Below are 15,271 nucleotides of genomic sequence, written 5' to 3'. Positions count from 1 at the left end.
ATTAATGTGACGAATGATCAACAGAGCTATGCTGTTGAACGTCGTTGTCATGGGAGATATTGGTGATAGTCAGATCATCTCTTACTTCAAAAGTAAAGGTCACCTTATCACTCGCTGCGATGTTGGATAGGTCAATATCATCCGCAACGTGGAAATCCATCGTTGCAGCCTCTCTATTCCACTTATCAATAGGGCCGCGACTTATATTCAAAATACGGCTTCTTCTATCAATAGCGTTAACCACACCCGATACAGTAGCAGAGGGGATTTCAGGCTTATCCATAATATGAACGCCAGTTATCTCAAACCCGTTACCATTTTTTTTACTCACTTCAAAATGTAAGGATTGTCCGGCTTCAAGTGCCTTGATATCGACACTTTCAGCAACGTCAAAATCCATTGTCATTGCAGGCCAATCCCAAGCTTCAGCAGCTTGGTGGGTGATATTGACCATACGGTGAGCTGCCATGACACTATTGATTTCACCTTGCATCCAAATAGAATTGGGTACTTCATCGTGAGTCATACGTTTAAAATCGGAGCTTTTACTCGATTCTGAGTCAATTAGGAATTGTGCAGAGGTGACAACCTTATCGTCTTGATTGAGTCCGCTCAGAATTTCGATATTATCTGCACCTTCTCGTCCTAAGGTCACTGCAATAGACTTGAACTGGCCTTCACCCAACGCCAGCACTACACGATCCTGTTTACCCGTTCTGATAACCGCCTCTTTGGGCACGAGCAGAGCATTACCGCCCTGACTGGTATGAATTGTGATTTGTGCAAACATGTTTGGTTTAAGTTGATAATCTGCGTTGTCAAATTTAAGCCGAACACGTAAGGTTCGATTTTTACTGTCGAGTGTTGGATAGATGTAATCAACAGCTCCTGTCCACTGTTTCCCCGGCAAATAGTCGAGTTTCATTGATACTGGCAGACCTTGTTGAACTAACCCGGCATCACGCTCAAAAACTTCAGCTTCAACCCACACTTGATCCAGCACTCCGATACTCAATAAAGTTGTACCCGGTTTAACATAGAAGCCTTCCCTGATGTTTAAGCCATCAACAACGCCAGCTTGTGGGGAGTTAAAGGTGATGTTCTGTTGTACTTTTCGTGACCTCTCCAGTTCGGCGATAAATTGAGAGGATAATTGCAGTGCTTTCAAGCGCTCTTTTGCCGCAGCGATCAAAGAAGTTTCATTGCGTTTTAGTGCTATCAGTAACTCCTCCTGCGCATTGACTAACTGAGGTGAGTAAAGCGTGTATAAGGGTTGATTTTTTTCTACCGGATCTCCAGCCGCTTTCACATACAATCTCTCTATCCAACCTTCTACACGAGGATGAATGTGAATTAATTTATCCTCGTCGTACTGAACATAACCGACTGTTGATATCTCAGTCTGCATTGGCTTCATCTCAACCTTTGCAGTGCGAACACCAAGATTGTTTACCACATTCGGGGATATTTTTATTGCACCGGGGCCAGCATCATCACTGGATGTTGCATCTTCATAAACCGGGATTAAGTCCATACCCATAGGCGATTTGCCGGGTTTATCACGACGGTAATTGGAATCCATTGGCGCGACCCAATATAGCGGCTTCTTTTGCGCCGAATCATTCGCGGAATTCTGATTGGTGTCATCATAACTTTTGAAAAAGCTAAGCCCTCCTGCACCTAATACCGCGCCAATAAGCGTTGCAACAATAAGTTTTTTATTTAAGAACATTACTCTTCTCCAAATTGGTGGTTGCGCCCAACATGGTTATTGCCGGTGGATTGGGTCAGGAAATAATTAATGCGGGTAATCGCTTTGAGTGTGTCCACTTCAATTTGAAGTGATGATATTTTGGCATTCAATTCTGCGATTCTGGATCTCACTACTTCGGCAAAATCGCCATCATCGTTGGTATAGGCTGTTAAAGCTGCCTCTGCCTGGTCATGAGTTTGCTTGAGCAACAGATCGTTATAAATGGATTGCCTTTGTGAAAGGCCCTTAAGCTGTTGCAACTCCTTATCAATTGCACTTAGCATCTTTTTAACTAGTAGCAATTTTTCGGTTTTAACCGCTTCAGACTCCGCTATTGATGCAGCTACTTCTTTATCTTGCTTATTCCCGGTAAATAGAGGTAAATCAAATGTGACACCAACTGAAAATAAATCGGCCCTCCCTTCACCACTTTGCATATTGTCCCGATAACCGTAACTCGCATTAACTCCCCATTGGGGCTTGTACTGCTGTTTAGTCAGCGATATTCCTTTATCCGCTACTTCTTGCTCCACATCGATTGCGAGTATTGCTGGGTGTGCTAATAACTCATTAGCTAATGCATTGCGCGAGTAATTATTAGCTTCAACAAGTGCAGGGGTTGTCAGTTTTACGTGTGGCAACTGTTCAGAAACGCTAAAGGCCGATGTCTGACGATCAAAGTCGTAGGTCTGATTCAAATCGTCACTGTTGTAGATCACCAGCCATTCATTTAATCGAGCAATTGCAGATTCAAATTTCTGCTTTTCTGCGGTCAATCTGTCATCAAGCTGAACGATTTCTAATTGAGCACGGATCACATCCTGTTGCCTTATCTTACCGATGACGTTTGAGTAACTTGCCTTAACCACGTCAGCCATTTGCTCAAATAACACGCGATCTTTCTCAATCAGCCTGATTGTTTGCTGTGCAAGATATGCATCAAACCAAAGCTCAGAAACTGATTGTTTGACTTTTGCGCGTCTGTCTTCACGTAGAAGGGGAAACTTAGTTGATGCCGTTTTTAGTCTGTCCTGCTTAATTTCCAGACTGTCTCCTCTGGGGAACATCTGCGATATACCGACTTTGAACTGAGTCATACCCTCTTGGTTGAAGTTCCATGTATCTGTCGGTAAATTAGCTAAGCCAAGGGATATCTGAGGGTCGGGTAACGATCCAGACGCAATACTGCGCTCCTCTAAAGCAGTTTGCTTAAGTTTATTGCCGTGCTGCCAGGGATCATTTTGCTGTGCAATAGCAATGGCCTGCTCCAGCGATATAACTTGCTCTGCTCTTACGTTTAAGGATAAGAGGCCACAAGCTATAGCAATTGAAAGGTTCAACAAAATGGCTAATTCTTGCTTCATTCAAACTGCTCCTCAAAAGAATTTACTTCTGCATACGCTTTGCTTGTTCCATCTTTAAACAGGATGAGAACGCTATACGGCATGAATTGATCCCCTATTTCCATACCGGGGGAACCAACTGGCATAGCAGGAACAGATAATCCTATAGCGTCAGGATGATCCTCTGACATGAACTGTTTTATATATTTCGCTGGAACGTGCCCCTCAAATGCAAACCCCTCTCTCGTAACTGCCGTATGACATGAACGATATTTAGCAGCGATCCCGTATTCTCTTTTGATGTTGCTGATGATTTGAAAATCCTTTGAATATGCACGGATGCCCTCATTCGGAATGTGTGATATCCATTTTTTACAACATCCACAGGTAGGTGTTTTATAAACCAATAGTTCTAAAACTTGGTTTGTCTCAGCGTGTTCATTAGAACTTGCAAACAAAGGAAAAAGCAGCAACATCAATGCAGCTTTATGAAGTCGTTTTTTAAACATTTTTTGCCCCCAGACATTGCTGGAAAATATAGGTGTGAATGCACCTATTTAATAAACAGGAAGTAATATTTGTAGTGTGTAAATTGCGGACGCACTAATCCCGTGTCAGGCAAAAATTGGTGGTCTGTAAAGTGAAGAGGTCTTTGAGATCGGCTGTTTTAATAGGAAAATAAAAGTAATTTTATCTGAAGTTACAGTATCGACCATTCTGACTGTCGAGAACAAGAATGGACCTGAAGTGCAACCATTAGGTGGACACTCACATGATGAGATATCCTTAATTTCCTCAGATTTATCATTGCTAAGCTTCATCTTGATGCACTCGTCTACAGAGCAATGATTCATCGACGAGTATGTATGATGGCCGTTATCCATAAGCTTGCAAGTCATTGCACCAAAAGCCATTGCCTTTGTGGCGAAGGCAAATAATAAAGCAATAATAACAATATGTTTTGAATGGAATTTATACATCAGCCTATCCTTAACAGCTTTAAAATATAGACCATTTTGACTGATTCGTAAATACCAACGTTTATAATGGCAGGCTAGGTTCGTGATAGAGAAATTGGTACTTATGGGTACATCACAGAACCCAGCTTGTCATGCAAAGATAATTTTTCACGACATAAGCCATTGAAAATAAAAAATTAAGATAGACACAAACTTTTCAAAAATCCCCCGCCTTCGGGTGTGGCGGTTCGAGTCCGCCCACTGGTACCATTCTTCCCATTAGGGGAAAACAATAAACCGACCTTTGAGTTGTTTTTTTGTTTTAGCCAGCTTTTGAAAGTGGTTCCTCTACATATTGTGCATATGTACTCTTTAGATACTCAATCGCAACCAGCAATGACGTGGTTGTCAATTCGAGACAGAAGATTCTTTTGCAGGTCTGAAAGACCTCACTGTAAATCGCCTTCACGGCAGAGAAAGCAGTCAACCTAAAAGCCCAATAATTGATGCTCTTTTCCAATATCGCTTTTTTCCAATATAAACAGGTTTGGGTAACTCTCCGTTTTTCACATGCCTCCAAAGCGTTGTCGAACTGATCGACAGCATCGACATGAGTTCTAGCGAAGTAAGCAACTCACCTGTATTAACATTTTCTGACCATTGGTTTTTCATCGCACATCCTTTTAATTCTATTCATTCCTGATACCTTAATAATATCTAAAATTCTGAAATTGAATTGTTGCTACGAAACGAAAATGCTGTTACTCGGGCTTGGTAGTGAGTTTTATCTTTATTTATAAGAAATTTTGCGAACAAGGTTTTCAATAGCCTTTAGAGATTCAGCAGCCATTCTTCCCACTGCTCAAGGGCATCACTCTTCTCTGGCAAATAGTCCCACCTGTCGTAATGCCGGCTGGAAACATCGGTAAATGCATGGTTCTGAATTCTGTCGCGGATCTCCTTAGAGATTCCAATACTTCCCATATGAGTTTTACACGTCCGCCGTAAGTCTCTCGGCGCAAAATGCGTAAATTTATTCGCCGCTCTGAAACGGTCTAAAGCCGTTCCCAGTGAATCAGTACGAAAATGCTTATTTAGATTTAGTCGGTTGTATATTAGGAAGTCCGCATCTTTTAGTTTCTGGTGATCAGTGAACCAGTGCATTAAATCCTGAACTGTGTCAGTCATCGGCACAAGATGGCTTCTCTTGTTCTTACTGAAGTCTTCGCTGATTTCAAACACTCTCTGTTCAAAGTCTACTTTGCCTGGCTTTAACGTCAGAATCTCATAGGGCCGCTGGCCTCCGGTGAACAAACACAGTTTTAATATATTCGCTGTCCACTCGCTGATACCTGAGGCCTGATTGAGAAGATGAAGAAACTTCTTCAACTCAGTTTTGTCCAGATATCTTTCCCCGACTTTCTCCGCGTGCCGTTGCTTAGGGATAAATGAAACAGGATTAATTTTTAAATCGAAGTAAGTTTCTGATACCCGCTTTTTCGGGTCTTTATCGTGTTGAAGCCCTGTGTTGAACGCCGCATGCAAATATGACCTGATACGGTTTGATTGAGTTTCAGCCCCCCGGTCAATCATTGAAGCTAACACTGCGATGACTTGATCATCCGTCACAGAGTGGGCTTTCTGAACGGGGTCAATGAGAGGAAATACATTTTTCTCAATAGCAGAAAAAACCTGGGACCAGGTGCGCTTCCCATCTGCTTTCATTGACTGAATATAAGAATCAATAAGCTGTCCGAACGTACCTGCAGCCCTTTCACGCTCTTCTGCCTCGAGCTTTTCACGTTCCTTTCTAACCTCTCCGGCCAGAAATGATTTAACATCATCACCTTTCTTTGCGATGGCACCATAGCCAAGCGCTATTTGCCTTGCTTCCGCCAGTGTAACGCCACCTCTCCCGTCTTTTGAATACGGTCCAATAACCACATAACTTCTCTTACCTGCCACTTTTTGAACATAGCGAAATGTTGCAGTTCCTACCTGGCTTACTTGTAGCATTAACCGGCCCATTCCTCTACTCAGATCATTACAGACAACAGAGAAATCTTGTTGCCGGTGTTTGGCACTACCAGACTTCATCAGTTTAATTGCTGATTCAATATGTTGAGCTTTTTCAATTTTCACAGAGGGATACTCGCAGGTCTAGAGATAACCTACTATATCATAAAGAGTCCCAAGAAGAGTCCTAAAAGAGCACTTCAGTGAAATTCAGCGGTATGAAATGAAATGCAACGAAATGTTCAAAACAAGACAAACAACTGTTTAGTATAGAAAAAACATTAAAATTAAGAGAAAAATAAAACCATGCGCTAACGACTCATAATCGTTAGGTCCCTGGTTCGAGTCCAGGTGGGGCCACCATTTTTAGAGACCTACAGCGTCAGTAATCACCAACCAAATTTTTCTGTACTACACATGTGCTACAGTTTTAAAATAAGGTTGATGAGTAGTGCTCAAGTAGTCTTGCCCAAACTTTTGTTGCTATTCCAGTAAAGTTTCTCCAATTAATTTTGCATTAAACTTCATTGTACCAATGCGCTCTCCGCGGTCTATAAATGCCTCGTTTTTTATTAATTTAGCCAGGTTGATAAACAGGTGACTTGATCTGCAATAGACAATACGAAGTTCTGATTTACGGGAGAGCTATCTTCCCAAACACCAACAATTCAATCTGAATTGTTCCGCCACTCAACTGAAAAAGTGTCTCACTTAGTCTCATTTAACTTCCAAAAATCCCGGTTAGCACTTTTCTCCGGTTATCAAATTGCAGTTATTTTTTAATAGTACAGACTGCCTTTTCCGGCCTGAAGACCGTGATGGAGGTTCCTAAGACAATGTTGTCTGAGAATGAAGTCCCAGACCCGGTCGCACTATAAACTCTGATTGATGAAAGGACTGTTGATAATGCGATCTACTCTCTTTTACAGATACCTGTATGCAACTCTGAAAGAAAAATGTGTCCGGCGTTTTAACTTAGCCGGCAAATCACTACATATGCTCTGGGCCGCTTTTGCGCTTTCAGCATTCACAACATCTACGTTAGGTGCTGACCTGGATAACGGTGGTTATGTGGAAGGCGAAATTGCCATTGCACAGGAAGTTGATACCTGGACGTTTGACGGGAATGCCGGAGATGTAATATCAATAAATGTTTCAGATTATAACAGTTCAGCTCTGGCCCCCCGGGTTAAAGTTTTTAATCCTGGCGGGACTTTGCTGGCTGAAGGGCTTGATTATACTGTAACCCGTTTCGCCAATTTAACGCTTCCGTCAAACGGAACATATACCGTCACTATTCAGGACGGAGATGTTAGTAATGATAACGGCGTCAATGATACTGGCAGCTACAGGATTTATTTAGTTAATGCCCCGGTGAGTGAGCATGGCGAACTGGTAAATGGTGGCTATGTTGAGGAGACCATCGAAGTCGGCGACATTGATAGCTGGCATTTCGAAGGCGTAGCCGGGCATGTCATTTCACTTCACGCTGTGGACGTCAACGGTGCGATTTTTGCTCCTCTTGTACAGATTTTCGGACCCGACGGCGCTCTGCTCACTTCCGCATTTGACTACACCGTTTCGCGGATCGGAGATTTTACACTTCCGGTCGATGGTACCTACACGGTTGTGATTCAGGATGGCGACTCTGCAAACGACTATGCTTTTGCTGACACCGGTGACTACCGCATCTATCTTATGAGCGTTCCCGTCAGTGAGCATGGTGAACTCGTAAATGGTGGCTATGTTGAGGAAACTATTGAAGTCGGCGACATTGATAGCTGGCATTTCGAAGGCGTAGCCGGACATGTCATTTCACTTCACGCTGTGGACGTCGACGGTGCGATTTTTGCTCCTCTTATACAGATTTTCGGACCCGACGGCGCTCTGCTCACTTCCGCGTTTGACTATACCGTTTCACGGATCGGAAATTTGACTCTTCCGACTGATGGTAACTACACGGTTGTGGTTCAGGATGGCGACTCCGCCAACGACTATACTTATGCGGACACCGGTGACTATCGCATCTATCTTATGAGCGTCCCCGTCAGTGAGCACGGTGAACTGGTAAATGGCGGCTACATTGAGGAGACCATCGAGCTCGGTGATATTGATACCTGGCATTTCGAAGGCACCACCGGTGAAATAATTTCACTTCACGCAGTGGATGTCGACGGTACGATTTTTGCGCCTCTTGTACAGATCTTCGGTCCCGACGGTGCCCTGCTCACTTCCGCATTTGACTATACCGTTTCACGGATCGGAGATTTTACTCTTCCGTCTGATGGTACCTACACCGTGGTCATTCAGGATGGCGACTCTGCCAACGACTATACTTATGCGGACACCGGTGACTACCGCATCTATCTTATGAGCGTCCCCGTCAGTGAGCATGGTGAACTGGTAAATGGCGGTTACGTTGAGGAGACCATCGAACTCGGCGATATTGATAGCTGGCATTTCGAAGGCGTAGCCGGGCATGTCATTTCACTTCACGCTGTGGATGTCGACGGTGCGATTTTTTCGCCTCTGGTGCAGATCTTCGGACCAGACGGTGCCCTGCTCACTTCCGCATTTGACTATACCGTTTCACGGATCGGAAATTTGACTCTTCCGGCTGACGGTACCTACACCGTGGTCATTCAGGATGGCGACTCCGCCAACGACTATACTTATGCGGACACCGGCGACTACCGCATCTATCTTATGAGCGTCCCCGTCAGTGAGCATGGTGAGCTGGTAAATGGTGGCTACGTTGAGGAGACCATTGAACTCGGCGATATTGATACCTGGCATTTCGAAGGCACCACCGGTGAAATAATTTCACTTCACGCTGTGGATGTCGATGGCGAGATTTTTGCGCCTTTAGTGCAGATTTTCGGACCTGACGGTGCCCTGCTCACTTCCGCATTTGACTATACCGTTTCACGGATCGGAGATTTTGCACTTCCGGCCAATGGTACCTATACCGTGGTCATTCAGGATGGTGACTCCGCCAACGACTATACTTATGCAGACACCGGTGACTATCGTATCTATCTTATGAGCGTCCCCGTCAGTGAGCATGGTGAATTAGTAAATGGCGACTACGTTGAGGAGACCATCGAGCTCGGCGACATTGATACCTGGCATTTCGAAGGCACCACCGGTGATATAATTTCACTTCACGCCGTAGATGTCGGGGGCGAGATTTTTGCGCCTCTGGTGCAGGTTTTCAGACCCGACGGAACCCTGCTCACTTCCGCGTTTGACTATACGGTTTCACGAATAGGTAACTTTGCTCTTCCGGCCGATGGTACCTACACCGTTGTGATTTATGATGGTGACTCCGCCAATGACTATACTTATGCTGACACTGGTGATTACCGCATCTATTTTTTAAACCCGCCGGTTAATGAACACGGTTATCTTGTTGAAAACGGCTATGTTGAAGAATTTGTCGATACGGGAGACATGGACGCCTGGCAATTTTACGCAAATTCAGGGGATACTGTTTCTATTGAAGTATCTAAAACCGAGGTCGCATCACTTGCGCCATATGCAGTTCTATATTCACCGTCGGGAGCCATAGTTTCACAGGCGGTAGATTACAGCATAGCAAACATAGTTGATCTGACTCTCCTGGAAACTGGGGAATATACTCTTGTGGTTCTGGATGGTGATGTTAGCAATGACTTCGCCTACGCAGACACCGGCCCATACCAAATCGGGTTCAATCTTGAACCGGGCGCCCCTCAGCCAGTTCCACCCTCTGCGTCAATCAGCACGAATGGTAATGTATATCGTTTCGATACTATCTCGCTGGATGGTTCAGGATCGACAGATCCGGATAATGCACCTGCGCCACTTACTTATTACTGGGCTATAACTGAAATTCCTGCTGATAGTGATCTCGTTCTGAATATGCTCGACAATGTCACTGGAGACTCGGCCTCTATCGTCCCTGATGTAAGCGGTGAGTATGTATTCTCACTCACTGTTGACGATGGGTTATTCACTGATTCCACAGAAGTGACAGTGACCGTAATGAACCGGGCTCCTGTTGCCGAAGCTGGTACCGACGGTGAGTTTGCAACAGGAAGTGTTGTCACCCTCGACGGCAGTAATTCTTACGACCCCGAAGGAGACACGCTAACTTATAGCTGGAGCTTCATTAGCAAACCTTCTGGCAGCTATGCGGGTATCGATTCATCTGCTTCAGTCATTACCAGCTTCACAGCAGATATTGAAGGCACTTATGTGATAGCTCTGGTTGTCAACGATGGTGAGACCGATAGTGTGGCAGACACTGTTACCCTGACCGTGGTTAATGAGAATGTTGCGCCTGTTGCACTCTCGTCCCTTCCCCTTGAAGTTCTGGTTGGCGAAACCATAGTGTTGTATGGCAACGACAGCTACGATCCTGACAATGGCCCTTCCCCGCTGAGTTATGCCTGGTCCTTCGGTAGCATCCCCGCAGCCAGCGGACTGACTGACGCAGATATAACCAATCCGGGCTTAGCAACAGCCAGCTTTGTACCTGACATAGACGGTAATTTCACTGTGTGGCTGACGGTCAACGACGGAGAACTGGAAAACAGTATAGCTGCGACTACTTTAGTAGGTGCGCTGCCAGTTTGTTCTCTGAATTCAGAAGCAGGATTTGATACTACAGCGGGCCCGGGTGAAGTTGTTCAGCTCGACGGTACAGGTTCAACTTACACCAGTGCCTGTGATGAGCTCTCTGTTAACTGGCAATTTGTTTCGGTTCCTTCAGGCAGTGTGCTTAACAACAATGACATTGCCAGCTCCGGAACACTGGCTGCGTCATTTATGCCGGATACAAGCGGAGCCTACGTACTGCGTCTTACACTGGTAAATGGACAAATTTCATCGGCAGACAACGTGACTGTAACAGTAGTTGCCAATGAATCTCCGGTTGCTATTGCTGGCGCGGATCAGACTCATGATGTGCAAAGCAATATCGTACTGGATGGTTCAGCAAGTTATGACCCCGATGCTTCACCGGCTCCATTGACGTATCTGTGGCAGGTTGTCAGTCAGCCTGCGGGCAGCAATATACAAGTCACTACGCCAACCGCACCGGTAGCAGGCTTCTTTGCTCTTCTGCCCGGCGATTACGTTCTTAGCCTGACGGTAAGTGATGGATCAGCCAGTGATACCGATGAAATACTAATCACAATTGAAGCCGAAGAGCCACTGATGTGCGATATAAATGGTGATAATGTAGTCGATACCACCGACATCATGAAGATTTTTGCCCGCAGGAATACACAGGCAAACGGCCCTGACGATCCTGCGGACCTGAATGGTGATGGTGTGATAAACGTACTGGATGCAAGGGGCTGCGTATTACAGTGCACCTTTACGAACTGTGCTGTTCAACCACCACAATAATGTTTTAACGGGGTGCCCGCGGGGCCCCCGAATATCAGACAAGGATTGACTATGAAACACTTATGTATTGTATCTTCGTTACTGCTAGTTATCGGTTCTGCGACGGCAACAGCAGCGCCTGTATTATCTTTTGGTGAACAGGGACAGGATTATCTGTATACCGCGTATGAAGGTGACAGTCTCGATATACCGGTATGGATATCAGGCTTAAACCCTGAGAATCTGGGCGGACTGGATATTACGTTCAGTTTTGATGAACCTGTTACTGATTTGTTTAGTGTAGATTTCACTTTGGATAGCACCGGAACATTTATTTACGGTAGTTCAGATACGTATGGCGAGGTAAATCTCTCTGCGGTCAGTCTGGACTGGGATCTGAGCGGCCAACCAGATGCTTTCCAAATTGCTTCACTGACATTTACTGCTGTCAGTGAAGGGATCGGACAGTTGATGTTCACAGATGTACTACTATCCGATGATTTAGGTTTTACGCTGAACCTTGCCAACAGCTTCATCGCGGACATTAATGTAATGAGTGTACCAGTGCCACCAACACCCACGCCGGTTCCTGCGCCACCGGCTGCAGGTTTGATGCTATTTAGCCTGCTCCTGCTGCCATTAAGAAAACGCTTGCTCAGATTGTAAAATCGGGTGATGCAACAAATCCCGGGCAACTCCCCTCTATGGATTTCTTGAGGCGGATTGCCCGCGCTTCATCACCCATATTCAACCAGCTCAGGCTCAAATGAAAACGTGTCAACATGTCCTGGTTATCTTCCAACTCCAGCGCTTCTTTCTTTAGTGAGGCAATTAAAGCCGGAGACGCCAGCGTTTCATCAATCTTAATCAGCCGCACATAAACGCTTATCCGTACGGCTTTTTGCATATCATTCGCTTCACCTTTTGCCAGCACAGAATCAAGGTAGTCCAGACTTTTCAGATACAACGCACGGGCTTTGTCGATTTTATCAAGATGATAAAAAGTATCTGCCTCATTGACCCAGTACTGATAAAGTTCGGTCTTCTGCGGCTCTTTGCTTTCAAGTTGCTGATAAAAATTCAGTGCATCTTCGTACTGCCCGAGGTAGTAGTAGAGTGTTGCGAGGTTTGATGTAATCACAGGATGGTCCGGTGAAAATACCAGCGCGCTTTGATAGGTATTTCTCGCACTGGCCAGGTCGCCGTGACAAAACTGATAGGTGCCCAGATTAGTGAGCGTTTCTAAACCTTCCCAGTCATTTACTGCCTCTCCGGACCAGTAAATCGCTTTCTCAACCTGACCGGTAAAAAAGTAAACCCGGGCCAAAGTAAACGGAAACTTCCATTGCTGCGGGTCCAGGTCAATTGCCTTAATAAGCGCAAGCTCTGCAGATTTAATATATTGCTCGTCACCGGTTTGCCGGAAACGCTGCACCTCGACTTCTGCGAGCAGTTGTAGTCCCGCGGTGTTGTCAGGATCAATTAGAAATAACTGCTCAAGGTATTGAGCCGCCGCCTCCGGGTCTCCTGCCTTTCGGGCGAGTACTGCACTGGCGGTTAACACTGTAGGAGATGAATCATTTAGTATTCTGGCGCGCTGGCATTCTTCGTCAGCCTCCTGAAGATAACTTTTCTCCCCGCTAAAAATATGTTTCTGTACCAGCACATTACACAAAGTTGCATGAGCATCTGCAAAATCGGGGGCCTGTCGCAATACTCTGTGCAAGATGTCGGATAACTTAAGTAATACCGCTTCATTTCGCTCCCCGTCAAGATAACTCAATCCGCCGGTATATAGCTTGTAATCCTCCCAGGAAGGTGTAACAGCGCTCGCGATCCCCTGATTAACATTCTCAATAGCTGACTTAATAGCCCGGCTGATATATAGGGGAGAGGAAGTTGCACTGAAGTGACCGGACCAGAAATAAGACATGCCGTCTTCATCATAAAGTGATAACCGGATTAAGACGAACTTACCTGTTTCTATCAATTCGCCGGTAATAACCAGTTCTGCTTTCTGCTCTGAAATTAACGACGGCGGGCTCATCGCTGCGCTATAACGAAATGCACTCCCCGGTAAGAAATCGCTGACACCGGCAACAGCATCTTCCAGCATATGTGTGTAAGTCAATTCGTTGTCATCACCAGCAATGGGCATCACTGCAACAACATTGTGATCAAACAAACCGTCAGATGAAGGGATTAGATCAGACTCTTGCGAAACGCCTTGCTCAGGCACCTGGTAGGCAATAACAGACATCAAAGCAATAGCGATGATGCCAAACATTACCATTGGCTTCCACCGAAAGCCCCGCGTTTCAGACAAGGTAGAGTCCGGTTCGTGAGCAGGTACTGCCGTAGTGCCCTTATCTGTCAAATCCTCTGCACTAGAGTACAAAGTCCAGGACGGACAAGAAAGCGCATTGGCTACCCGCTCCAGACTTTTCAGATCGACCGGTTGACTGAATACCCTGCTGACAAGCGATCTGGGTAATTTATCCAGTCCCTCAATATCCTGAATTTTGCGGGCGAGTTCAGTTTTAGAGTGAATTCCGGCATTCGCCATGGCCTGGTGCAACTTAACTTGCGAAGCAATAATACCCCGTTCCCTGCCTGCTGCATTGTCTGCACCGGTTCTTCCACTTTCAGAATTATTCACAGCAACTCCTAATGTTCCTTCATCAGGTGTACAGCACTTCTCACCACTTAGTATTAATTTACTATCATGAGATCACGTGACAGAACAATAAATAGCCATGAAAATAGTGTTGTTTCGCTTCAAAATAAAAATAAGTATTTACTCGCAGTGCCTCTAATGAATTATCATAGGACATGACAAAAGCTGAAAAGAGAATAATCCTTATTTTACAAACAACCCCGCCACTTCCTGCCAGCGGGCTTCGCTTTCCGCCACCAGCAATTTGCCAGTGATTTGCGGTGTGTACTCGCTGCCGTCGATCATTCTCGCTACTGCGCCGGCTTCTTTGGTAATGAGTAATCCGGCGCCGTGATCCCACAAATTAAGCTTATTCTGGAATAACACGAAAGAGACGGCGCCGGTGTTGAGCAAACGATATTCTGCTGCCGCACAGCGGTAATCCATCACCCGCCCCATTTTCATCACGGCTTTCACCGCTTGTTCCCGCTCTTCCTCTTTCGTGACGCCGAAGGAATAACATCCCATGGTATCTGTAAGTGGCAGTGTGCCGTGGCGATTAGCGGTTAACGGAACGTCTGAACTGTTTATGCGTTGAAAAGCCCCCTGCCCTTTGATAGCCCATAAATAGTCGCCGGTCACAGGCTCAAAGATAATGGCAGCGATCATTTCGCCATGACTGGCGATACCCAGCATCACGCCGAAGTTCACCGAACCATTAGCGTAATGCCAGGTCCCGTCGATGGGGTCGAGCACAAAACTGAGAGGTGCATCACCGAACCGTTCCAATGCTGCCGGGTCCTCATACACACTTTCCTCACCAATCAGCAACGCGTCGGGGAACAGTTCACGGAGTCGCTGAAGAATAAACGTTTCAGTCGCCTTATCTGCTACGGTCACGAGATCGTGGTGGCTTAGCTTTTCTTCTATCTGCCCGTTTTGTAGTTGTCTGAAACGGGGCATGATTTCAGCGTCAGAGGCTTCTTTGCAAATACCGGCAAGTTGGTGTAACTGTTCTTTATCTATCATTTTGATCCCTGAGTGATATGACGAAGGTAGAATTGGGGTTAGTCCCGTATGTGTTCATAATGCCACGGTGAGCAAAACGTGCCAGACATGAATCATCAAACCGGACATCCGGGGCTGATTTCAACACCGGCAGCTCTGT

The 15,271-nt window shown here is 45.6% G+C and carries 9 protein-coding genes; 2 read left to right on the top strand and 7 right to left on the bottom strand.

Annotation, left to right across the window (positions count from 1 at the left end):
- Position 1 precedes the first annotated feature (1 nt).
- The 5 genes from DS731_RS05375 to DS731_RS05355 form a co-directional block, all read right to left on the bottom strand.
- Positions 2–1,732 (bottom strand): efflux RND transporter periplasmic adaptor subunit, encoded by a 1,731-nt coding sequence (locus DS731_RS05375; protein ID WP_119500358.1) that lies wholly within the window; start codon positions 1,730–1,732, stop codon positions 2–4.
- Positions 1,732–3,117, bottom strand: coding sequence for a TolC family protein (locus DS731_RS05370; RefSeq protein ID WP_119500357.1), 1,386 nt, complete (start codon positions 3,115–3,117; stop codon positions 1,732–1,734). The genes DS731_RS05375 and DS731_RS05370 overlap by 1 nt, the downstream gene beginning before the upstream one ends.
- On the bottom strand, positions 3,114–3,605 hold the full coding sequence (locus tag DS731_RS05365; protein WP_119500356.1) for a DUF411 domain-containing protein: 492 nt from the start codon (positions 3,603–3,605) through the stop codon (positions 3,114–3,116). The genes DS731_RS05370 and DS731_RS05365 overlap by 4 nt, the downstream gene beginning before the upstream one ends.
- A 933-nt stretch (positions 3,606–4,538) precedes the next feature.
- Positions 4,539–4,727: a helix-turn-helix transcriptional regulator gene (locus DS731_RS05360; RefSeq protein ID WP_119500354.1), complete on the bottom strand. Its 189-nt coding sequence runs from the start codon at positions 4,725–4,727 to the stop codon at positions 4,539–4,541.
- A gap of 159 nt (positions 4,728–4,886) precedes the next feature.
- On the bottom strand, positions 4,887–6,197 hold the full coding sequence (locus DS731_RS05355; protein ID WP_150154243.1) for a tyrosine-type recombinase/integrase: 1,311 nt from the start codon (positions 6,195–6,197) through the stop codon (positions 4,887–4,889).
- A gap of 780 nt (positions 6,198–6,977) precedes the next feature.
- Between DS731_RS05355 and DS731_RS05350 the strand changes: the two genes are divergently transcribed.
- Together DS731_RS05350 and DS731_RS05345 are read left to right on the top strand one after the other, a co-directional pair.
- Positions 6,978–11,468, top strand: coding sequence for a PKD domain-containing protein (locus DS731_RS05350; protein ID WP_161599102.1), 4,491 nt, complete (start codon positions 6,978–6,980; stop codon positions 11,466–11,468).
- 51 nt (positions 11,469–11,519) lie between these two features.
- Complete coding sequence (locus DS731_RS05345; protein ID WP_119500351.1) at positions 11,520–12,113, top strand: hypothetical protein; 594 nt, start codon at positions 11,520–11,522, stop codon at positions 12,111–12,113.
- On the opposite strand, the gene DS731_RS05340 is transcribed toward DS731_RS05345, so the two are convergent.
- On the bottom strand, positions 12,103–14,106 hold the full coding sequence (locus tag DS731_RS05340; protein WP_119500350.1) for a tetratricopeptide repeat protein: 2,004 nt from the start codon (positions 14,104–14,106) through the stop codon (positions 12,103–12,105). The two genes, DS731_RS05345 and DS731_RS05340, sit on opposite strands and share 11 nt — an antisense overlap.
- Before the next feature lie 201 nt (positions 14,107–14,307).
- Positions 14,308–15,132 (bottom strand): inositol monophosphatase family protein, encoded by an 825-nt coding sequence (locus DS731_RS05335; protein WP_119500349.1) that lies wholly within the window; start codon positions 15,130–15,132, stop codon positions 14,308–14,310.
- Between the last annotated feature and the right edge of the window lie 139 nt (positions 15,133–15,271).

The organism is Alteromonas sp. RKMC-009 (genome assembly GCF_003584565.2).
In the GTDB taxonomy this organism is placed as follows: domain Bacteria; phylum Pseudomonadota; class Gammaproteobacteria; order Enterobacterales; family Alteromonadaceae; genus Alteromonas.
The sequence above is the reverse complement of the archived record's forward strand: the minus strand, read 5'-3'. Positions and strand labels throughout refer to the sequence as shown.

Coding starts and splice junctions, on each gene's coding strand:
- DS731_RS05375 (WP_119500358.1), bottom strand. CDS start 1,732: ATGTTCTTAAATAAAAAACTTATTGTTGCAACGCTTATTGGCGCGGTA.
- DS731_RS05370 (WP_119500357.1), bottom strand. CDS start 3,117: ATGAAGCAAGAATTAGCCATTTTGTTGAACCTTTCAATTGCTATAGCT.
- DS731_RS05365 (WP_119500356.1), bottom strand. CDS start 3,605: ATGTTTAAAAAACGACTTCATAAAGCTGCATTGATGTTGCTGCTTTTT.
- DS731_RS05360 (WP_119500354.1), bottom strand. CDS start 4,727: ATGAAAAACCAATGGTCAGAAAATGTTAATACAGGTGAGTTGCTTACT.
- DS731_RS05350 (WP_161599102.1), top strand. CDS start 6,978: ATGCGATCTACTCTCTTTTACAGATACCTGTATGCAACTCTGAAAGAA.
- DS731_RS05345 (WP_119500351.1), top strand. CDS start 11,520: ATGAAACACTTATGTATTGTATCTTCGTTACTGCTAGTTATCGGTTCT.
- DS731_RS05335 (WP_119500349.1), bottom strand. CDS start 15,132: ATGATAGATAAAGAACAGTTACACCAACTTGCCGGTATTTGCAAAGAA.